Source organism: Ornithinimicrobium sp. F0845, assembly GCF_023015765.1.
GTDB lineage: Bacteria > Actinomycetota > Actinomycetes > Actinomycetales > Dermatophilaceae > Ornithinicoccus.
The window spans coordinates 24207-45231 of record NZ_JALKAL010000020.1; the positions used below are offsets into that span (position 1 = coordinate 24207).

The following is a 21025-nucleotide window of genomic DNA, read 5'->3' on the forward strand; positions in this document are numbered from 1 at the left end:
CCGAGGCCGGGTCACCGAGTCAATGAGGACACGCGGCTGCGAGTGCCGCTGAGAGGACACGAGATGCTGCCGGACACATCGGAATGGCATGGGCAGGACACGGATCTCGTTGTGGTCGGGATGGGCCCGGTGGGACTGCTGACCACCATCCTGGCGGCACAGAAGGGCCACCGGGTCGTGGCGATCGAGCGCTGGCCCACCCCGTACGCCCTGCCGCGCGCGGTCACCTTCGACCACGAGATCGCCCGCATCCTCAACGCCGTCGGGATCGACGCGGAGAACGACCCGACGATCGACTACTACGACAAGCTCTACTACCTCTACAACGCGGACATGGAGCCTCTCAACGTCATTGACTGGGCCTCCAAGGCGCCCGACGGGTGGCGCAACCGCTACTGGTTCGACCAGCCCGGCCTGGAGAAGCGCCTGCGTGTGCTGGCCTCCTCGCTCCCCAACGTCACGATGTTGCAGGGCTATGAGGTGACCGGCCTGGAGCAGGACGAGGACTCGGTGACCGTGCGCTTCCAGCCGACCGTGCTGAGCGGGGAGGGCACCAGGGTCGAGGACGACGCGACGACCCACTCCGTGCAGGGCCGGCTCCTGGTCGGGTCCGATGGGGCCAACAGCTTCGTGCGCCGGTCCCTGGGGCTGACGATGACCGACCTTGAGTTCAACTATGACTGGGTCGTGGTCGACGTCATCGAGCATGACCAGCACGAGTACGACCCGCCCTACTACCAGGTGTGCAAGCCGGAGCGGCCCTTCACCGTGGTCCCCGGTGGGCCGGGCCGACGCCGCTGGGAGTTCATGGTGCTGCCCGGGGAGACGGCCGCAGACTTCGAGGCTCCGGCACGGATCTGGGAGCTGCTCGAGGAGTTCGACGTGCGCCCGGACAACGCCGACCTGATCCGGTACAAGGTGTGGCGATTCCAGGCCCGCTACCTGGACGAGTGGCGCAAGGGGCGCGTGGCGATCGCCGGTGACGCCGCGCACCTGATGCCGCCGTTCGCCGGCGAGGGCATGTGTGCCGGCCTGCGTGACGTGATGAACCTGTCCTGGCGCCTGGACCTGATCCTCCAGGGCGTGGCGGACGTGGACCTGCTGGACTCCTACGGCGCCGAGCGCGGTCCGCACGCCCGGTGGTTCATCGACTTCTCGGTCGGGCTGGGCCAGGTCATCTGCGTGAGCGACCCCGACGAGGCAGCGCAGCGCGACACCACGCTCATGGCGGCCCTGGCGGAGCAGCTGAAGACTGGTCCCGTCCAGCCCTACGACGCCCGGCTCGGACCCGGTGCGTGGGACGAGAACTCTCCTGGTGGTGGCTTCCCCAGCTGGCAGGGCGCAGTCGTCCACCAGGGTGTGGTCGGTCGCTTCGACCAGGTGGTGACCCGCGGGTGGGGGCTGCTCAGCACGCACGACGCGGGTCAGCCCACGCCCGAGTCCCGCGGACTGGTGGAGCGCATGGGCGGCGTCGCGGTGACGGTCGGCCCGCCCGGGTCCGGCGCTGACGTGCTCGACGTCGATGGCGTCTACGAGTCGTGGTTCGCCGAGCTCGGGGCGGAGCACATCCTGACCCGTCCGGACTTCCACACCGCGGGGGCCGCCCGCCGCGGTGAGGACGTGGACGCGCTGGTCCGAGCCATCGCGGACAAGGTCCTCTCGCCTGGCCAGCTCGGCGCGTCACCCGCCGAGTCGATCGCCTGACCCGGCGGGGTCGGGGGAGTCAGTATGCAGTTCGTGCACGAGACGCTCGCCCAGCGGGTGCTCCTCGGGTCGGGTCAGGCGGCGACGGCCGTGGCCGCTGAGGTGGTCCGCCTGGAGCGCCGACGGGTGATGCTGATCCACGGCGTGGCGGAGGCCGCACTCGCGCAGCGGGTGGCCGCCGACCTACCCGTGACCCTGCACTGGGACGAGGTGCGCCAGCACGTCCCGCTGGAGCTGGCACGACGGGCCCGGATCGCCGCGCGCGACGCCGGTGTCGACGTGATCGTCAGCGTCGGTGGCGGCTCCACCACCGGGCTGGCCAAGGCGGTCGCGCTGGAGGTCGACGTCCCGATCGTGGCGGTGCCCACGACCTATGCCGGGTCCGAGGCCACGCCCGTGTGGGGTCTGACCGACGACGGTGTGAAGTCGACCGGGGTCGACCCCACGGTCCTGCCTGCGGCCGTGATCTATGACGCAGCGCTCACCACCTCGCTGTCGATCGATCTCACGGTCGCGTCGGGGCTCAACGGGCTGGCCCACTGCGTGGACTCCCTCTGGGCGCCGCGGGCGGACCCGATCAACCTCGCGATGGCGCTGGAGGGCGCCCGCGCACTGGCCAGCGGCCTTCCTGCGGTGGCGGCTGAGCCGGAGGACCTCGAGGGGCGCGAGCAGTGCCTCTACGGCGCCTACCTCGCCGCCCTGGCGTTCGCCTCCGCCGGCTCGGGCATGCACCACAAGATCTGCCACGTCCTGGGCGGGGGCTTCGACCTGCCGCACGCCCCGACGCACGCCGTGGTGCTGCCCTACGTGCTGGCACACAACGCCCCGGCCGTCCCGGACCTGGCGGGGCGGCTGGCGCTGGCGCTGGGCGCCACGCAGTCCGGCGTCGTGGCGGACCCGGCACGCGCGGCGGTCGAGGCGCTGGAGGCCCTGTGCACCGGGCTCGGCGCGCCCGACAGCCTCGGTGGGATCGGTCTGGCCGAGACCGACCTCCCGGAGTGCGCAGCGCGGTGCCTGCCGGTGATTCCCGACTCCACCCCGGTGCCGGTGACCGAGGCGTCGCTGACCGCCCTGCTGCGAGCCGCCTGGGCCGGCGACCCGCCGACCGCACCCGCCCAATCCCACCCCGAGCCGACGAAGGAGTCCTCATGACTGGCGAGGCCGCCCACACGGCATACCCATCCCCGATGCCTCCCGAGCGTGCCCCGGGGGATGACGGCACCGAGACCGTGGTCGTCACCGCGGAGCAGGCGGCCCGCGAGCAGGCGCTCGTCGAGCAGGTGATCGCCTCCTTCGACGGCACGGAGTCGCCCCGGCTGCGGCAGCTGATGCAGGCGCTCGTGCGGCACCTGCACGCCTTTGCCCGCGAGGCGCGACTGACCGAGGCGGAGTGGGAGGCGGCGATCGGCTTCCTCACCGACGCCGGGCACATCACCACCGACACGCGCCAGGAGTTCGTGCTGCTGTCGGACACGCTGGGGCTGTCGATGCAGACCATCGCGATCAACAACGAGGCCTATCGCGATGCCACCGAGGCGACCGTCTTCGGGCCCTTCTTCGTCGAGGGGGCGCCGCTGATCAACAACGGCGAGGACCTGGCGTTCGGCGCGGCGGGCCAGCCCTGCTGGGTCGAGGGGCGGGTCACCGACACGGAGGGTCGCCCCGTCCACGGGGCCCGGATCGAGGTGTGGGAGGCCGACGAGGACGGCTTCTACGACGTGCAGTATGCCGACGGGCGCACGGCCGCACGGGCCCACCTGTTCAGTGAGGAGGACGGGTCCTACCGGTTCTGGGGGATCACGCCCACGCCGTATCCGATTCCCTACGACGGGCCGGTCGGCGCGATGCTGCAGGCGGTCGGGCGCTCGCCGATGCGCACCTCCCACCTGCACTTCATGGTCTCGGCCGCGCAGTTCCGGACGCTGGTGACACACATCTTCGTGGACGGCTGCGACTACCTGGAGCGGGACTCTGTCTTCGGCGTCAAGGAGTCCCTGATCAAGGACTTCGCTCTCCAGTCGGCCGGCACGCCGACCCCCGACGGTCGTGACCTCGGGGACCGAGAGTGGGCCAGGGTCCGTTTCGACATCGTGCTCGCGCCCGCTGCGGGCGAGCGCGAGCAGGACCTGCACCGCGTCGCGGTGCAGGACAGCCGGCAGGAAGGGAAGAGGTCGTGACCACAGGCGAGCAGGAGACCACGGACGAGCAGGAGCTGCGTGCGCTCGAGGACGTGCGGTATGAGGCGATGGAGCGCGGGGACGCCGAGGCGGTCGCAGCCCTCTGCCACCCCGACCTGACCTATGCCCACTCCAACGGTGCGCGGGACACGTTGGCCTCGCTCACGGACAAGATCCGGGACGGTGTCTTTGTCTACGGCCCGATCGAGCACCCCATCGAGCAGGTGCTCGTGAGCGGCACCACGGGGGTGGTCGTCGGCCAGATGCGGGCACGCGTGGAGGTATCCGGCGACGTGCGGCAGCTGAACAACACGGCGGTGGCGGTGTGGACGAGGGAGGCCGCCGGGTGGCGACTGCTCGCCTACCAGCCCACGCCGCTACTGGCCTGACAGGTGCACAGACGTCAGGGTGGGCTCTTTCAAAGAATAGGATGAACACATGTCATTGCTCGTGGATGCACCGCGGTCCCTGTCCGCCGAGGTCGCTCAGCGGATCGCGCTGCGCTGCGCCGAGTTGCCGCCCAACACCAGGCTGGGCACCAAGCGTGACCTCCAGGAGGAGTCCGGCGTCGCCGCAGCCACGCTCAACGAGGCCCTCCGGATGCTGCAGGCGCAGGGGCTTGTCGCGCTGAAGACGGGGCCGAACGGGGGCGTGTTCACCACGGAGCCGGATCCCCTGATCAGCATCGGGCAGGCTCTCGTCCGGGTGCGGGGGAGTGCCAAGGTCGCCGAGGTGCTGCCCCTGCGCGATGCCCTTGACCCGCTGACCGTCCTCGAGGCCGCCAAGCACCGCAGCGCCGCCGACCTCCGCCTGCTCAAGAGCCGGATAGCCCACATGAAGGAGGTCATCGATGACGACACGGCCTTCGCCCGTGCCGTGTGGGACTTCCACCGAGCCATCTGCGGGATCGGCCACAACGAGATCCTGAAGTCGGTCTCCCTCGGTCTGCTCGAGGTCATCGTGCAGGGCACCGACGTCGTCGTCACCAAGACGATGGAGCAGAAGTTGCACCGCGTCGCGCTGCACCAGGCACTCTGCGACGCCATCGAGTCGCGCGACCCGGAGCAGTGTGCCTCCGCCTCCCACGCCCATCGCGTGGAAGAGGGGTGAGTGACCATGGGCCAGGACTTTGACGACGGCCTCATCATCCGCAAGAAGGTCATGGGCGAGGCGCGGGTCGCCTCGGCACTGGATGGTGCCGACGACTTCAGCCGTGGCTTCCAGGAGTGGGTCACCGCCTCGTGCTGGGGCGCGGTGTGGGGGCGCGAGGGCCTCTCGCACAAGACCCGGAGCATGATCACGGTGGCCATGCTGGCCGCTCTCCCGCGGCCCAACGAGCTCAAGCTCCACGTCAAGGGTGCACTGCGCAACGGCGTCACCACCGAGGAGATCCGTGAGGTCCTGATGCAGGTCGCCGTCTACGCGGGTGCGCCAACCGGCGTCGACGGATTCCGCATCGCGCGCGAGGCGATCGAGGAGTATCAGGCTGAGTCAGGCCCTGCCGCGACCTGAGGGCTGCCTTAGCTGAGCCAGGTCACCACGCTCAACGCGCTGGTGTCAGAGGCTGGAGTAGTGCGCCCGGCCGTGGTCCGCGACGCCGCCGTGGACCATCGACGCCACGAACTCCTCGACCAGGTCGCCGGCAGCCAGCTCCTCCTCGCGCAGCACCAGCGCCTTGGTGTGGGTGGTGGAGTACTCGACCGTCCGGCTCAGGTCCTCCCGCAGCGACGCGAGCGCCCCGTCCAGCCCCCCAGCGACGACAACCTCGTCGACGAGGCCGACGCGCAGGCAGTGCGCGGCGTCGAGCCGCCTGGCGAGCAGGAGCACCGCCCGGGCCGTGGCCGGGCCACCGAGGGAGATCAGCCGTCGGACGGTGAGCCGGTCAGGGACCAGCCCCATCCGGGCGACGGGCACCGAGAACTGGGCGTCATCCTGTGCGATGCGCAGGTCGCAGGCCAGCGCGATCTCCGCCCCGCCCCCGGAGACGTGGTGCGACAGCAGGGCGACGGTGACCTTCGGGCTGGCTGCCAGAGCCACCAGTGCCCCGGCCACCTCCTGGCAGAAGGCGCGGGCGGACTCGTCGCTGCCGGCGGCCTCGATCACCTCGGGCAGGTCGGCACCGGAGGAGAAGGTCGTCCCCTCACCCCGGACGACCACGATCCGGACGTGCGGGTCGTCGGCGAGCCCGGTCAGGTGCTCGGTCAGCTGCCGCCACATCCTCCGGGTGAGCGAGTTGTGCTTGCCCGGCCTGGAGAGCGTGAGCGTCGCGACCTCCTGGTCCACCCGCAGGAGCACCCTGTCGTCGAGGTCAGTCATCCTGTGCCTCGCCGTCACGCGCCCGGACGGCCTCCGAAGCCTGCGGTGACGGTGCAGCGGTGCGGAGCCATGCCCTGATCGCCGCGCCGTCCTCATCGAGCAGCGGGGGCGCCTCGTGCGTGGTGCGGGTGACCTCATCGCCCTGGCCGAGCCCGAAGTAGCGCAGCGGCGGTCCGGGCAGGTCAATGTCGCCGAGCACGGGGTGCTCGACGTCGATGACCAGGCCCTGGGACCGGGTCTGGTCCCAGCCGTAGACCTCGGGCATGTTCCGCACCCGACCCGCGGCGATGCCGGCCCGGTTCATCGTCTCCAGCACGGCCTCGCGGTTCATCGTGGACAGGGCTGCCTCGATCAGGGCGGTCACCTCATCGCGCCGTTCGACCCGCTCAGCGTTGGTGGCCAGGTCGCCCTCGGGGATCTCGAGCTCCAGGGCGGCACCGAGTGCCCGCCACTGGCGGTCGTTGCCGCAGGCGATCTGGACGGCGCCGTCCTGGCAACGGAACAGGCCGTAGGGCGAGATGGTGGGGTGGTGGTTGCCGAACGGCGTCGCCACCTGACCCGCCACGGTCCACCTGGTGCCCTGGAAGGCATGGACGCCGACGACAGAGGCGAGCAGGGAGGTGCGCACGATCTGCCCGCGGCCGGTGCGCTGGCGCTCGAGCAGCGCGGAGACCACGCCGTAGGCGCCGTACATCCCGGACAGCACGTCGCTGATGGCCACGCCGACCCTCTGTGGATCCTCAGCGCCGGATCCGGTGATCGACATCAGGCCGGCCTCGCCCTGGGCGATCTGGTCATAGCCGGCACGACCGGCCTCGGGGCCGTCGTGGCCGAAGCCCGTGATCGACAGCACGACGAGGCGGGGGTTGAGCTCGTGCAGGCGTTCCTCGTCGAAGCCGAGCCGTTCGAGCACCCCGGTGCGAAAGTTCTCCACGAGCACGTCGGCCCGCTCGATGAGTTGAGCCAGGACCGCGCGTCCGTCCTCGGACTTCAGGTCCAGGGCGATGGACTCCTTGTTGCGGTTGCACGACAGGAAGTAGACACCGGTCTCACCCTCGCCGTCCGGGTTGGGCACGAACGGACCCCAGGTCCGGGACTCATCACCGTGACCAGGGGACTCCACCTTGATCACGCGGGCGCCGAGGTCAGCCATCATCATCGCGGCGTGCGGGCCTGCCAGGGCGCGGCTGAGATCGACCACCAAGGTGCCGGCGAGGGGACCAGCGCCGCCGACGGGAACGGAGGCCGGGGCCTCGGCCGCGGGTTGTGGGTCCGTCGTCATGAGAGCTTCACGTTGATCTGCTTGATCTGGGTGAAGCCCTCGAGCATGCCCTCCAGTGAGAGCTCGCGACCCACGCCGCTGCTCTTCATGCCGCCGTAGGACTGCCCGACCACCTGGCCGCCGCCCTGGTTGACCTGCACCCACCCAGAGTCGATCCGGTGCGCGGTGCGCAGCGCGGCGCCCATGTCCTTGCTGAAGACGAACGCGGCCAGGCCGTAGTGCGAGGCGTTGGCGAGCTGCACCACCTCGTCCTCCTCCTTCCACGGGATCGCGACCAGCACGGGGCCGAAGATCTCCTCCTGCGCGATCCGCCAGGAGTTGTCGACGCCGGTGAGGATGACGGGGGCATGGAAGAACCCGCTCTCCGGCACGTCGAGGGCCTCGCGACCGTCGTAGGCGACCTGCATCGTCCCGGAGGTGGTGCCCTCCACGACATACTCCTGCACGCGGTTCCACTGCTTCTCATTGATGATGCAGCCGATGTCGGTGGCCTCCTCGCGCGGATCCCCGACCGTCAGCTGGGCGACGCGGGCGACCAGCTTGTCCAGGAACTCGTCGTGGATGCTCTCGTGCAGGAACAGGCGCGAACCGGTCGTGCAGGACTGGCTCTGCCGGGCGAAGCGGCTGGCCAGGAGCACCTGCTCGACGACCTCGTCGGTGCACGAGTCGGGAAAGACGATGCACGGGCTCTTGCCACCCAGCTCAAGGGAGTAGTGCGCCAACCGGCCGCCCGCCTTGGCGCCGACGCCCTGCCCCACCGGCGTCGACCCGGTGAAGGAGACCTTGTCCACGTCCTCGTGCACGACCAGCGCCTCACCGAGCTCGGCGCCATAGCCGGTGAGCACGTTGAGCACACCGGCCGGGAGCACCTCGGCGCAGATCTCACCGAGCCGCAGCACCGAGAGCGGGGCGTCCTCGGCGGCCTTGACCACCACGGTGTTGCCCGCCACCAGCGCCGCGGGCAGCTTGAACGCCGCGATCATCAGTGGGCTGTTCCACGGCAGGATCGCGGCCACCACGCCCAGGGGCTCACGGCGGGTGTACTGCAACTGGTCGTCAGCAGTCGGCAGCGTCACGCCCTTGACCTCACCGGCCAGGCCGGCGAAGTAGCGGAAGCAGTCCACCAGGGTCCGGGCCTCGGGCCGGGCCTGGGTGCGGATCGCGTTGCCGGTGTCGAGCGCGGTGAGCTCGGCCATCTCCTCCAGGGCAGCCTCGAGACGGTCCGCGACCTGGAGCAGCAACCGCTGCCGCTCGGGGAACGGCAGTTGAGCCCACGCGGGGAAGGCCTCACGAGCGGCCCGCACCGCGCGATCCGCATCCGCCTCCCGCCCGCGGGGGACCGTCGCGATCACCTGGGTGCGATCAACCGGGGTGATCACCTCGATGACCTCACCAGCGGCCGCAGCAACCCACTCGCCACCGATCACCATGCCCCACGTCCTGGGGGAGGCATCCACAGCAGTCATCTTTCGTGTCCTTTGTCTTGAAGGGTCGGGGAGAGGTATGCCGGATGGCCGGGTGCGTCGCCCTGGCCGGGGGCGTCACATGGCCAGGTAGGCCTCGCGCACGGCGGAGGAGCCGAGCAGCTCCTCGCGCGTGCCGGAGAGTGCGAGGGTGCCCTGCTCCAGCACATACCCACGGTCGCAGATCTCGAGGGTGCGTGCGACGTTCTGCTCGACGACGAGCACGCCGATGCCCATCTCGTGCACCCGGACGATGAGGTCGAACATGTCGTCGACGATGATCGGGGCCAGGCCCAGGGACGGCTCGTCCATCAGCAGGTAGCGCGGGCGGGCCATCAGCGCACGGCCGATCGCCACCATCTGCTGCTGCCCGCCGGAGAGCGTGCCGGCCTTCTGGTCCCGGCGGTCGTGCAGGATCGGGAACAGGTCGTAGACCGTCTGCTGGAGCGCCCCGATCTCGGACCGGTCGTCCAGCGAGTACGCCCCGAGCTTGAGGTTCTGGGCCACGGTGAGCTGGTTGAACAGCATCCGCCCCTCGGGCACCAGCGCGATGCCTTCGCCGACCACCTTGTGGGAGGCCAGCCTCTGCAGGGGTGCGCCGTCCAGCAGGACCTGCCCGCTGCGCGCGGGGATGATCCCGGCCATCGTGTTGACCAGGGTGGACTTGCCCGCGCCGTTGGCGCCGAGCACCGCGACCACCTCGCCCTGGTCCATCGTGATGGAGATGTCCTCAAGTGCCCGGGCCTCGCCGTAGTAGACCGACAGGTCGGTGACCTCAAGCATGCTGGCTCCCCAGGTAGGCGTCGATGACAGCTTGGTCGGACAGGACGGTCGCGGGGTCGCCCTCGGCGATCTGCTGGCCGGACTGCAGGACGAACAACCGGTCGCACAGCCCCTTGACCGCCCGCATGTTGTGCTCCACGAAGACGACCGCGATCCCGAGGTCCCGGATGCTCTTGATGAGCTCGATGGCACCCTCGATCTCGGTCGGGTTGAGCCCGGCCAGGACCTCGTCGAGCATGATGAGCCGCGGCTCGCAGGACAGGGCGCGGGCCAGCTCCAACTGCTTGCGCTGGTGGAGCGTCAGGCTCTCCGCGGCGTCGTCCGCCTGGTCTCCCAGGCCGACGAACTCGAGCCACTGCATCCCCGTGGTGCGGGGGTCCCGGTCCGTGCGCGCACGGCCGAAGGAACCGCCGACCATGACGTTTTCCAGGGTGCTGAGCGTGGAGAACGGCCGGGGGATCTGATAGGTGCGGGCCAGCCCCAGCTCGGCGACCCTGTGCGGTGCCAGGGTGTCGATCCGGGTGTCGCCGAAGTGGATCTGACCGCCGCTGGGCCGGAGGAATCCGGACAGCACGTTGATCATCGTCGACTTGCCCGACCCGTTGGGCCCGACCAGGCCGAGGATCTCGCCGTCGCGGACGCTCATGGTGACCTGGTCCAGGGCGCGCAGGTTGCCGAAAGTCTTCGTGACGGCATCAGTGCGCAGGATGTCGGTGCTCATCTGGGCTGCCCCTCTCGCGATCGGTTGACGAGGCGTGCCCACCAGGCGTCCGGCACCACCAGCACCACGATCATCGCCAGGAGGGCAAAGAGGAGGGCACCGATGAAGCCGCCGCCGAGGCCGGTGACCAGGAGCACCAGCAGCACGCCGAGGAAGGTGATCAGCCCGGCCCGCGGCCGTCGCTGCCAGCGCTCGTGGATGCCGCCCTTGAGGCCGACGATCACCACGACGAGCAGCAAGCCGGTGAGCAGCTGGGACAGCTCGGTCATGCCCAGGCCGGTGAGGCGGTCGCTGAGGGAGAACATCAGGACAGCGCCGATGACCGGGCCGGCCCAGTGCCGGCGGCCGCCGACCAGTGCCATCAGCACGACCATGACCGAGACGTCGATGCCGAAGGTGGCCTCGGGCTCGATGAAGGAGATCATCACCGCATTGAGGGCACCGCTGGCGCCGCCGATCGCGGCCGCGAGCACCAGGGCGATCATCTTGTAGCGGAAGGTCGGGACCCCCATGGTCTCGGCGACCCGCTCGTCATCCCGGATCGCGAAGAGGCCCAGGCCCAGCCGGGACCGCTGCACCAGGGCGGCGGCGACCACGGCGACCACGGCGAGCAGCAGACCGAGATAGTAGAGCATCTCGTTGACCGAGCCGAGGAACTCCGGATAGGTCACCATGCTCACCATCAGCACGCCGCCACCGCCGATGGCGTCGACGTTGCGCACCAGGACACCGATGGCGATCGCCAGGGCGAAGGTGAACAGGGCGAAGATCTCGTGGGCCAGACCACGGTGGAAGATGACGTAGCCGATCAGCGCGGCCACGACGGCCGCCGCGAGCGCCCCACCGAGGATGGCGACGAAGATGTTGGGATCACTCTCGCGGGCCAGGTTCGCCGTGACGTAGACGCCGGCACCGTAGAAGATGGCGTGCCCGAAGTTCAGGTAGCCGGAGAAGCCGCTGAACAGGTTCCAGGCGCTGGCCTGGGTGACCCAGAAGAACAGCGTGTAGCCGAAGACGATGAGGTAGGCATCCAGCCCCAGGCTCTCCTGGAGCGTCGGCAGCGCGGCGAGACCGATGACGAGCACCAGCAGCACGCCGGGGGTCGTCCAGCGGCGGGCGGCGTTGTCGGTCGGGCGGGTCGGTGCCTCGGGGGCGCGGGTCTGTGTGGCGGTCATCGCTCGCTCACCTCCACGGTGGGTCGGAACAGCCCGGAGGGCTTGAACAGCAGGACGATCACCAGGATCCCGAGGGCGACCAGCTGGGCCAGCGAGGGATCGGCGAACTGCCGGGTGAAGGACTCCGCGAGTGCCAGGGCGGTGGCGGAGATGGCCACCCCAACCGGGTTGGCCAGGCCGCCCAGCAGCACCACGGCCAGCGTGACCGGCACCCAGATCAGTGCCGAGGCGGGCGAGAGGGCATAGAGGATGCCGATCATCGACCCGGCGATGGCGACCGACACCCCGCTGATCGCGGCGATCAGGTAGCCCAGACGCGTGGCGTCGATCCCGAAGGCCCGAGCCATCGTGGGGTTCTCGACACTGGCGCGGATGGCATAGCCGGCCCTGCTGCGCTGCAGGAGCCACCAGCTGAAGCCGCACAGGGCGACCGCGGCGACCAGGCCCAGGATCTGCACCACCGGCATCGTGTACGGACCGACCGACAGCACGTTGGACAACCAGGGGTTGTTCTCCGTGGGGATGCGGCGCAGGTCCTGCAGCCAGTACCTGGAGATCGCGGCCTCCAGGACCAGCAACAGACCGAATGTCGCCACCAGGGTGCCGAACATGTCGAGCTTGACCTTGGAGACGAACCACTGCAGCCCCAGCGACAGGGCGACACCGATCGGGACTGTCGCCACCAGGGTCAGCAGCGGGTCGAACCCGTGGACGGTGGACAGCTCATAGGTGACATAGCTCGCCAGCAGCGCAAAGCCGAAGTGGGCGAAGTTGATGGTGCGCAGCAGTCCCCAGGTGAGGGAGAAGCCGAGGCTCAGCGTCGCATACAAACCGCCCAGCAGCAGCCCGGTGATCAGGGCCTGTATCCATTGCTGCATCGCAGTTCCTTTCCCGCGCGCAGGGCGCGTCCGACGTCGGGCCGGACCGGGTGAGCGGCCCGGCCCGACGACGGCTGTCGCCTCTAGTTGATGGTCGTGCCGTCGGCCGTCTTGTCAGCCGGGTAGACGACCGTGAACTCGCCGTCCTGGATCTGCTTGATCGCGACCAGGTCGCCGTAGTAGTTGTTCTGCTCCGGGTCGAAGTCGATCTCGCCGAGGACGGTCTCGATCGAGTTGTTGACCAGGTAGTCGGCGATCTCGCCCTGGTCGAGGCTGCCGGCGCCCTCGACCCCGGCAGTGATGGTCTGCCACGTCGCCCAGGACAGGCCAGCCTGCATCTCGGCCACCGCGTAGGGCAGGCCTGCCTCCTCCGCAGCGGCGGTGAACATCTCGGACACATCCTGACCGCCCTCGAAGGAGAGATAGGGCTCCTGCGGCTCGTAGAGCGTGGTGCTGGTCGCTCCCTCAGCCACCTCACCGGCGCCGAGCAGCAGACCGGGAGCGGGGAAGAGGTGGAACTGGTGGCGCGGCTCCCAGCCGATCTGAGACAGTGCGGCCAGCAGCGCCGGAGAGTCGCCACCGAGGGCACCCACCCACAGCAGGTCGGGGTCGGCGTCCTTGATGCGCTGGGCGATGGGGCCCCAGTCGGTGTTGCCCTGCGGGAAGTCGACCTCGAGGACGACGTCCAGGCCCCTCTCCTGGGCCACCTGCACCGAGCCGGGCGCGTCCTCGTGGCCGTGCGCGATGAAGTCGGTCGCCGGGTTCTGGTTGACCACGAAGCCGACCGTCTGCGGTGCCTCGTCGGCCAGCTCCGCATAGGCATCGAAGATCGTCTCTGAGACGGTGCGGCTGGAGTCGATCCCGCTGGCGAACAGCGGGAAGTGCCGGTCGTAGTCATAGGCGTAGGTGAGGGTGGCCGAGTGCTGCGGGAAGACCATCTCGTTGCGCTCGGCGACGTCCATCGCCGCGGTGATGTTGGCCGTGCCGTAGGGGCCGATCAACAGGTCGACGTTCTCCTGCGAGATCAGCCGGTTGTAGGCCGCGGCTGAGGTCTGCGGGTTGCTCTCGTCGTCGAGCAGGACCCACTCGACCTCGCGGCCCAGCAGGCCGCCGTTGTCGTTGAGCCACTCGACATACTGCTCGCCGGCTAACCGGTGGATCTCACCGGTGGCGGCCAGCGGCCCGCTGAGCGCGAGGGTTCCACCGACCCGGATGGGGTCCTCGGAACCGCCGGCGTCGGAGCCGCCGGTGCTGCTGTTGCCGTCGGTGCCACCGCTGGAGGTGCCACACGCGGCGAGGATGAGGCTGAGGGCAGCGATGCTGCCGAGGGTTGAGAAGGCACGCGAGTTCTTCTTCATTGAAGCAATCCTTTCGGGGCGGGCGGCAAGGGGGAAGCCGCCCGGGGTCACGCGGTGGATGTCACGGGGGAGTTGCTGGTGCGGAAGGGTCAGAGCTCGGAGGCGATGTCCGCGCGGTCGACGATGGGGTTGCGCAGGACACCGATGGTGCTGAGCTCCACCTCGACCACGTCACCGGGGTTGAGATAGCGCGGCGGGGTCTGGCCCAGGCCGACACCGCCGGGGGTGCCTGTGGCGATGACGTCACCGGGCAGCAGAGTGATGGTGTCGGTGATGTAGGCGATGATGTCCTCGATCGAGAAGATCAGGTCGCGGGTGTTGGCGCTCTGCATGGTCTCGCCGTTGACCCGGGACTGGATCTCCAGGTTGTCGACGTCCTCGATCTCCTGCGGAAGGAACAGGGCCGGGCCGATCGGACCGCTGCGGTCGGCATTCTTGCCCAGTGCGAACTGGGTCGTCGCCAGCTGCTTTGCGCGAGCGCTCAGGTCGTTGAACGCCGCGTAGCCCAGGACGTGGTCGCGCGCACTGGCCCTGTCGGCCAGCCACACCTTGTCCTTGATGACGACGGCGAGTTCGGCCTCCCAGTCCAGACCCTCGTTGGGCGGGACGGGCACCTTCGTGCCGTTGGTGACCAGGGTGGAGGGCCAGCGACCAAAGACCATCGGGAACTTGGGCAGGTCCTGGCCCGCCCCGCGCTTGGACTCCTCGGCGTGGGAGTGGTAGTTGATGCCCACGCAGAAGACCCGTGCGGTCTCGGGGATGAACGGGGCCTCGGTGATCTGGTCACGTGGGATCCCCTCGCCGGCGCGGGTGACCCTGGTCGTCGGGTTCTTGTAGAAGTCCGCGACGGTGGCGACGGGGTAGACGGTGTCGTCCTCAAGCTCGCCGATGTGACGGACGCCGTCCTGGACATAACCGATGAGAGGCATGCGTAATCTCTTTCCGTGTGTGGGTAGTGGGGTCAGGCGGTGGGGAGAGTGGCGCGCACGGCCTGCCGGCCGCGCAGGATCGGCGGCACCGCCGCGACCAGAGCCACGGCGACCGCGATGGTGCCCCGCAGCAGCGGCTGGTCGTCCAGCGGAAGGGACAGGCGATCGTCGAGCGCGATCGTGCCCGGGCCGAGGAAGCCGAGGGCGGCGATCACCAGGGCGATGAAGAACGGGTACTCGCCGCCGCCGGCGGCATTCCAGAAAGTGCCCTTGAGCTGGGTCAGCGAGGAGCCGGCCACGAGCATCGTGCCCACTCCGACGGCGACGCCCAGTGGCACCAGGAGGCCGAGGAGCAGGCTGACCGCAGCGGCCATCTCGCACGTGGCCGCGAGATAGACCATGGCCCTGCCCGGGCGCTGTCCGAGGAGCTCAAAGAGCTTGGCTGAGGCCTCTGGCCCCGAGCCCGAGAACCAGCCGAGCAGCTTCTGGGTGGCGTGGGCGAACAGGATGAGCGCCAGGCCCACACGCAGGATGAGAAGGCCGAGGTCGACCGAGGTGACGTCCATGGCTCGGGGTCAGGCGGAGTGGCTGGACTCGGGGGCCAGGCCAGTGAAGTGGTCGACCCACTCGATCGGGGGGAGTGCCCCCCACTGGTTGACCACCTTGTAGTTGGACAGGTTCTCGCCCGGGTCGACCACGCGGGGCTCCATGTAGTCGTCGTGGATGATCTCCATCTCGGCGGTGCACTCCAGCAGGAAGTCGGCCGAGTTGAGGAAGTAGAGGAAGAGGTTGTCACCGGCGCCGTGGCGGCCCGGACCCCACACGAGGCGACGGTCCTCGGGGATCAGCGCGTCGGCCAGGCCCTTGAAGTCCTGGAAGGAGTGGTACTCCCAGCTGGTGTGGTGCAGACCGGCGCCGTCGCTCTTGACCACGGCGACCGTGTGGTGGCGGCCGTCGGCGGCGCGCATCCAGGAGATCTCGTGCCCGGTGGTGCGCTCGCTGAGCAACAGGCCACAGCTCGCGTTCATCTCGTGGGCCCACAGTGCAGGATCGGCCGCGGTGAAGTTGACGTGATCGACCGCGCGGGGACGCAGTCCGGGGCCGGCGTATCGGCCGGGGCGGTCGTTCGGCATCGGGGTGTGCACCTCGAAGACGTGACCCTCGGAGGTGGCGAAGGTGATCGACTTCTGGATCGCGGCCCGCGACGGGACGTCACTGACGATCTCCAGGCCGGCGGCCTGCACCCGACGCTTGACCTCGTCGATGGCATCGGGGCTCACGGCCTCCAAGCCACAGACCGAGTGCACGTTGGCCTCGCCCTTGTGGATGATGTACTCGGCGTGCCGCTGGTTGGACGACATCAGGATGCTGTCACCCTCACGCCCCACCTCCCGGGCACCGATGTTGTTGGCGGTGTCCTCTGCGACACGCTCGGGGTCGGTCGCATAGACGGACATGTATCCCAGCCGCTGCACGAGTGGCTTCATCTCGAGGTACCTCTTCCTTGAGGGCAAGTGCGGTTGCGCCTGCTGCTGTGACTCTGGGTCGCCGGGGGTCGCTCTCGACCCGGATGGATACATTCAACACATTGAATCGTCGGATTGTCAAGAGTGTGGATCCGACTCTTTTTCCTGACCGCCGATCCGCCCCTGCCTCTCGTGATCTGGTCGGGGCATGTGTGAGCCGTCGGTGAGTCGGATCGCGGGGTGGCGACGCGCCGAGCCGGGGCAGAGCTACAGGGCGCTGACCTGCGAGATCACATCAGCCCCAAAACTCTCGGGCGCGTCCTGTTGCGCTGTAGGTCACATCGTGCCTAACATCCCTATATCTAGTAGTTACACACATGTGGTTCGTCCACATGTTGTGCACAGCCGGAGGGCGTGACCCACACGTCATCCACAGGAAGTCCCCATCTCAACACACAGGCCAAGCCCGTCAGGGCCGCCTGCGAGACCCACGAGGAGGTCAGGAAGATGCACTGCCCATTCTGTCGTCATACTGACTCCCGCGTGGTGGACAGCCGCGTCCAGGAGGACGGGACCGTCATCCGGCGTCGCCGCCAGTGCCCCGAGTGCGGGCGCCGGTTCGGCACCGTCGAGAGCGCCACCCTCTCGGTCATCAAGCGCTCCGGCGCGACCGAGCCGTTCAGCCGCGACAAGGTCCTCGCCGGGGTGCGCAAGGCGTGCCAGGGCAGGCCGGTCACCGAGGACGAGCTGCAGATCCTGGGGCAGCAGGTCGAGGAGACCATCCGCTCCCAGGGACAGGCCGAGATCGACGCCCACGAGGTCGGCCTGGCGATCCTGGCGCCGCTGCGGTGCCTGGACGAGGTGGCCTACCTGCGGTTCGCGAGCGTCTACCAGGCGTTCGACAGCCTGGAGGACTTCGAGGGGGCGATCACCCTGCTCCGCGCCGAGCGCGAGGCGACAGGGAGCGAGCCCGACACGGCGGGGAGTATGCCGTAGCGCAGGGCATCCCTGCAGGTCACCGGAGGTTTGAGAGGACTGTCGGTGGTCGGTGGGACGGTGGTTGTGAGCCGCCGGAGCAGGACTAGCAGGACAGCACAAGACGTTGAAGTACCAAGGGTCCAGTACAACCAACAGAGGAGTCAGGATTATGACGGAGACGAGCGCTGCACGGTCTCGTTCGCGTCGGGCCGGCAAGGGCCTGAAGATCGAGCGCATCTACACCACGCCCGGGGTCCATCCCTATGACGAGGTGACGTGGGAGAAGCGTGATGTCGTCCAGCAGAACTGGAAGACCGGCGAGACCATCTTCGAGCAGCGCGGCGTCGAGTTCCCCGACTTCTGGTCGGTCAACGCCTCGACGATCGTCACCACGAAGTACTTCCGCGGCGCCCTCGGCACCGAGGCCCGTGAGACCGGCCTCAAGCAGCTCGTGGACCGGGTCGTGCTCACCTATGTCAAGGCCGGCAAGGACCACGACTACTTCGCGACCGAGGAGGACGCGGAGATCTTCGAGCACGAGCTCACCTACGCGCTGATCCACCAGATCTTCAGCTTCAACTCCCCGGTGTGGTTCAACGTCGGCACCTCCAGCCCGCAGCAGGTCTCCGCGTGCTTCATCCTCTCCGTGGACGACTCGATGGACTCCATCCTCAACTGGTACAAGGAGGAGGGTTTCATCTTCAAGGGCGGCTCCGGTGCCGGTCTGAACCTCTCGCGCATCCGCTCCTCCAAGGAGCTGCTGTCCTCCGGTGGCACCGCCTCCGGCCCGGTGTCCTTCATGCGCGGTGCTGACGCGTCCGCGGGCACCATTAAGTCCGGTGGTGCGACCCGTCGTGCGGCCAAGATGGTCGTGCTCGACGTGGACCACCCGGACATCGAGGAGTTCATCGAGACCAAGGCGCGCGAGGAGGACAAGATCCGCGCGCTGCGCGACGCCGGCTTCGACATGGACCTGGGCGGCGCCGACATCGTGTCGGTGCAGTATCAGAACGCCAACAACTCCGTCCGCGTCTCCGACGAGTTCATGCGTGCAGTCGAGGAGGGTGGGGAGTTCGGGCTGCGCTCCCGCAAGGACGGCTCGGTCATCGAGACCGTCGACGCCCGCGAGCTGTTCAACAAGATGGCCAAGGCCGCCTGGGAGTGCGCCGACCCGGGCATCCAGTACGACGACACCATCAACGACTGGCACACCAACCCCGAGACCGGCCGGATTACCGCGTCCAACCCCTGCTCGGAGTACATGTCCCTCGACAACTCCTCGTGCAACCTGGCCAGCCTGAACCTGCTGAAGTTCCTGCGCGAGGACAACACCTTCGACGTCGAGAAGTACCAGGCGGTCGCCGAGCTGGTCATCACCGCGATGGACATCTCGATCTGCTTCGCCGACTTCCCGACCGAGCCGATCGGTGAGACGACCCGCAACTTCCGTCAGCTGGGCATCGGCTACGCCAATCTCGGCGCGCTGCTGATGGCCACCGGCCGCGGCTACGACTCCGAGGGTGGTCGGGCGCTGGCCGCGTCGCTGACCTCGCTGCTGACCGGCGCGGCCTACAAGCGCTCGGCCGAGCTGGCCGGCGTGGTCGGTCCCTACAACGGCTACGCGCAGAACGCCGACGCGCACAAGCGCGTCATGCGCAAGCACCAGGCCGCCAACGACGAGATCCGCACCCTGCACGTGATGGACTCCGCCGTCCACAAGGCCGCCACCAAGGCATGGGACTCGGTCGTCAAGGTGGGGGAGAAGAACGGCTACCGCAACGCCCAGGCCTCGGTCCTGGCGCCGACCGGCACCATCGGCTTCATGATGGACTGCGACACGACCGGCATCGAGCCGGACTTCTCGCTGGTCAAGTTCAAGAAGCTCGTCGGCGGCGGCTCCATGCAGATCGTCAACCAGACGATCCCGCGCGCACTGAAGATGCTCGGCTACGCCGAGGAGACCATCGAGGCGATCGTCGAGCACATCGCCGACAAGGGGCACGTCATCGACGCCCCGGGCCTGAAGACCGAGCACTACGAGATCTTCGACACCGCGATGGGCGAGCGGGCCATCAAGCCGATGGGCCACGTCCGGATGATGGCGGCCGTCCAGCCGTTCCTGTCCGGTGCGATCTCCAAGACGGTCAACCTGCCGGAGTCCGCGACGGTCGAGGAGATCGCCGACGTCTACCTGCAGGGCTGGAAGCTCGGCCTGAAAGCCCTGGCCGTGTACAGGGATGCGTGCAAGGTCGGTCAGCCGTTGTCCGACGGTGGCTCGACCGCCAAGGACAAGGCCGACGGCGCTGCCGAGGCCAAGGTCGAGAAGGTCGTGGAGTACCGCCCGGTCCGCAAGCGCCTGCCCAAGCGCCGCACCAGCCAGACCACGTCGTTCTCCGTGGGCGGCGCCGAGGGCTACCTGACCGCCGGCACCTACGACGACGAGACGCTGGGCGAGATCTTCCTGAAGTTCGGCAAGCAGGGCTCGACCCTGGCCGGCGTGATGGACGCCTTCTCGATCGCCGTCTCGATCGGCCTGCAGTATGGCGTGCCGCTGGAGACCTTCGTCGAGAAGTTCACCAACCTGCGCTTCGAGCCGGCTGGCCTGACCGACGACCCGGACGTGCGCATGGCGCAGTCGATCATGGACTACGTCTTCCGCCGCCTGGCGCTGGACTACCTGGACTTCGAGACCCGCGACTACATGGGCATCCACTCCGCCGAGGAGCGGTCCCGCGAGCTGGAGACTGGCTCCTATCTGCCTGGCTCAGCCTCGGGCGACTCAGACGATGAGTCGGTGGAGGACGAGTTGGAGTCCTACAGCCAGTCCGTGGCCACCTCCACGAAGAAGGCGGAGAAGCCCGAGGTCGAGGACAAGGTGGACGCCGAGGCGCCCGCGGCCCGCGAGGTCAGCGCCGGGGTGCACTCCTCGGCCGAGCTGATGGACAAGTTCCAGGGCAAGTCGGCTGACGCCCCGATGTGCATGACCTGCGGCACGAAGATGCAGCGCGCCGGCTCCTGCTATGTCTGCGAAGGCTGCGGCTCCACCAGCGGCTGCAGCTGACCCACAAGTTCCGCCGTGGTGCGGGGGAGTAACCAACCTGCCCCGCACCACGGCGGCGCCATGTCTGGGGTCAACTCCCGGTTGCGGCCCTCACTCACGGCATCGAGATGACTTCCCATCGCAGAAGCGGCGGACTCCTGAAGGCGAAGGCGGTCCTACGCGGCGGTATGACGCAACCCGGGGGCGGTGGGCCCAACAAGCGCCCCGTGGCAGGTGCGTGCGCCATCGCTTCCATACGATGGGGTCATGAGAGGCGACGAAGTTCGGGTGGTTCAGGCCTTCTGTGAATACCTGACCTCAGAAGGGTGGTCCGTCTCGCGCGAGGTCGACTTCGTCGACATAGTCGCTCACAAGGACGGCTGCAACCTTCTCGCGGAGGCCAAAGGACGCACCGCTGCCGTGGGCCTCGATGTAGACACAATGTTCGGTCAACTGTTGCGTCGCATGCCTCCGACCAGACCTTCGGAGACCACGCGATTCGCCGTCGTGGTGCCGACTGGAGCAGCCGAGGCCGTCCAACGCGTCCCTGCGTGGGTGCGTGAGGAGCTGCGGATTGACGTCTATGTCGTCGATGACGACGGATCAGTGACGCCGCCCCGGGAAACCGGCGCCTGACGCGGCAAATCCGGTCGTGGCGATCGGGCGGACCGGCGGCCGTCCGTGCAAAGATCCGGCTGTGAGGAACACCAGGGTGCGAGCCACCGTAGTGATGACCCTCGTAGTCGTTACGGGCT

At 68.6% G+C, this 21025-nt stretch carries 20 protein-coding genes; 9 read left to right on the forward strand and 11 right to left on the reverse strand.

Annotated features, from left to right (window positions below; genetic code table 11):
• The first annotated feature begins 63 nt into the window (after positions 1–63).
• Genes MWU75_RS18910 through MWU75_RS18935 form a run of 6 tightly spaced genes read left to right on the forward strand, consistent with a single transcriptional unit; the run spans position 64 to position 5393 of the window.
• On the forward strand, positions 64–1704 hold the full coding sequence (locus MWU75_RS18910) for a bifunctional 3-(3-hydroxy-phenyl)propionate/3-hydroxycinnamic acid hydroxylase (protein WP_281497524.1): 1641 nt from the start codon (positions 64–66) through the stop codon (positions 1702–1704).
• Between the two features lie 24 nt (positions 1705–1728).
• The gene (locus tag MWU75_RS18915) at positions 1729–2856 is read left to right on the forward strand and encodes a maleylacetate reductase (protein ID WP_247093886.1); all 1128 of its coding nucleotides are present in this window, start codon (positions 1729–1731) and stop codon (positions 2854–2856) included.
• A gap of 35 nt (positions 2857–2891) precedes the next feature.
• The gene (locus MWU75_RS18920; protein WP_247093922.1) at positions 2892–3881 is read left to right on the forward strand and encodes a dioxygenase; all 990 of its coding nucleotides are present in this window, start codon (positions 2892–2894) and stop codon (positions 3879–3881) included.
• The gene (locus MWU75_RS18925) at positions 3878–4270 is read left to right on the forward strand and encodes a nuclear transport factor 2 family protein (RefSeq protein WP_247093887.1); all 393 of its coding nucleotides are present in this window, start codon (positions 3878–3880) and stop codon (positions 4268–4270) included. Before MWU75_RS18920 ends, MWU75_RS18925 begins: the two co-directional genes overlap by 4 nt.
• A 49-nt stretch (positions 4271–4319) precedes the next feature.
• Positions 4320–4991 carry an FCD domain-containing protein gene (locus MWU75_RS18930; protein WP_247093888.1) on the forward strand — a complete coding sequence of 224 codons (672 nt, stop codon included), beginning with the start codon at positions 4320–4322 and terminating at the stop codon, positions 4989–4991.
• Positions 4992–4997: 6 nt separating this feature from the next.
• Positions 4998–5393, forward strand: coding sequence for a carboxymuconolactone decarboxylase family protein (locus MWU75_RS18935; RefSeq protein ID WP_247093890.1), 396 nt, complete (start codon positions 4998–5000; stop codon positions 5391–5393).
• 45 nt (positions 5394–5438) lie between these two features.
• Here the strand turns inward: MWU75_RS18935 and MWU75_RS18940 are convergent, their stop codons facing one another.
• From MWU75_RS18940 to MWU75_RS18990, 11 genes are all read right to left on the reverse strand, one after another.
• Complete coding sequence (locus MWU75_RS18940) at positions 5439–6197, reverse strand: enoyl-CoA hydratase/isomerase family protein (protein WP_247093892.1); 759 nt, start codon at positions 6195–6197, stop codon at positions 5439–5441.
• Positions 6190–7479, reverse strand: a complete 1290-nt coding sequence (locus MWU75_RS18945; protein ID WP_247093894.1) for a CoA transferase — start codon at positions 7477–7479, stop codon at positions 6190–6192. Before MWU75_RS18945 ends, MWU75_RS18940 begins: the two co-directional genes overlap by 8 nt.
• On the reverse strand, positions 7476–8945 hold the full coding sequence (locus tag MWU75_RS18950) for an aldehyde dehydrogenase family protein (protein ID WP_247093895.1): 1470 nt from the start codon (positions 8943–8945) through the stop codon (positions 7476–7478). The genes MWU75_RS18945 and MWU75_RS18950 overlap by 4 nt, the downstream gene beginning before the upstream one ends.
• Before the next feature lie 75 nt (positions 8946–9020).
• On the reverse strand, positions 9021–9725 hold the full coding sequence (locus MWU75_RS18955) for an ABC transporter ATP-binding protein (RefSeq protein ID WP_247093897.1): 705 nt from the start codon (positions 9723–9725) through the stop codon (positions 9021–9023).
• A complete protein-coding gene (locus MWU75_RS18960) occupies positions 9718–10446 on the reverse strand; it encodes an ABC transporter ATP-binding protein (RefSeq protein WP_247093899.1) in 729 nt (242 codons plus the stop codon). Before MWU75_RS18960 ends, MWU75_RS18955 begins: the two co-directional genes overlap by 8 nt.
• Complete coding sequence (locus tag MWU75_RS18965) at positions 10443–11621, reverse strand: branched-chain amino acid ABC transporter permease (protein WP_247093901.1); 1179 nt, start codon at positions 11619–11621, stop codon at positions 10443–10445. Before MWU75_RS18965 ends, MWU75_RS18960 begins: the two co-directional genes overlap by 4 nt.
• Positions 11618–12499, reverse strand: a complete 882-nt coding sequence (locus tag MWU75_RS18970; protein ID WP_247093903.1) for a branched-chain amino acid ABC transporter permease — start codon at positions 12497–12499, stop codon at positions 11618–11620. The genes MWU75_RS18965 and MWU75_RS18970 overlap by 4 nt, the downstream gene beginning before the upstream one ends.
• Positions 12500–12582: 83 nt before the next feature.
• Positions 12583–13857 (reverse strand): amino acid ABC transporter substrate-binding protein, encoded by a 1275-nt coding sequence (locus tag MWU75_RS18975; protein WP_247093905.1) that lies wholly within the window; start codon positions 13855–13857, stop codon positions 12583–12585.
• An 89-nt stretch (positions 13858–13946) separates the two neighbouring features.
• A complete protein-coding gene (locus MWU75_RS18980; protein ID WP_247093907.1) occupies positions 13947–14786 on the reverse strand; it encodes a fumarylacetoacetate hydrolase family protein in 840 nt (279 codons plus the stop codon).
• Between the two features lie 32 nt (positions 14787–14818).
• On the reverse strand, positions 14819–15352 hold the full coding sequence (locus MWU75_RS18985; protein WP_247093908.1) for a DoxX family protein: 534 nt from the start codon (positions 15350–15352) through the stop codon (positions 14819–14821).
• 9 nt (positions 15353–15361) lie between these two features.
• Positions 15362–16273: a hypothetical protein gene (locus tag MWU75_RS18990; RefSeq protein ID WP_247093910.1), complete on the reverse strand. Its 912-nt coding sequence runs from the start codon at positions 16271–16273 to the stop codon at positions 15362–15364.
• Between the two features lie 486 nt (positions 16274–16759).
• On the opposite strand from MWU75_RS18990, the gene nrdR reads away from it, so the two are divergent.
• The 3 genes from nrdR to MWU75_RS19005 all read left to right on the forward strand — a co-directional run bounded on the left by nrdR (position 16760) and on the right by MWU75_RS19005 (position 20906).
• Entirely contained in the window at positions 16760–17248 is a 489-nt protein-coding gene (nrdR, locus tag MWU75_RS18995; RefSeq protein ID WP_247093912.1) for a transcriptional regulator NrdR, read from the forward strand.
• A 151-nt stretch (positions 17249–17399) separates the two neighbouring features.
• Complete coding sequence (locus MWU75_RS19000) at positions 17400–20291, forward strand: vitamin B12-dependent ribonucleotide reductase (RefSeq protein ID WP_247093914.1); 2892 nt, start codon at positions 17400–17402, stop codon at positions 20289–20291.
• Between the two features lie 246 nt (positions 20292–20537).
• Complete coding sequence (locus MWU75_RS19005) at positions 20538–20906, forward strand: hypothetical protein (RefSeq protein WP_247093916.1); 369 nt, start codon at positions 20538–20540, stop codon at positions 20904–20906.
• Positions 20907–21025 lie beyond the last annotated feature (119 nt).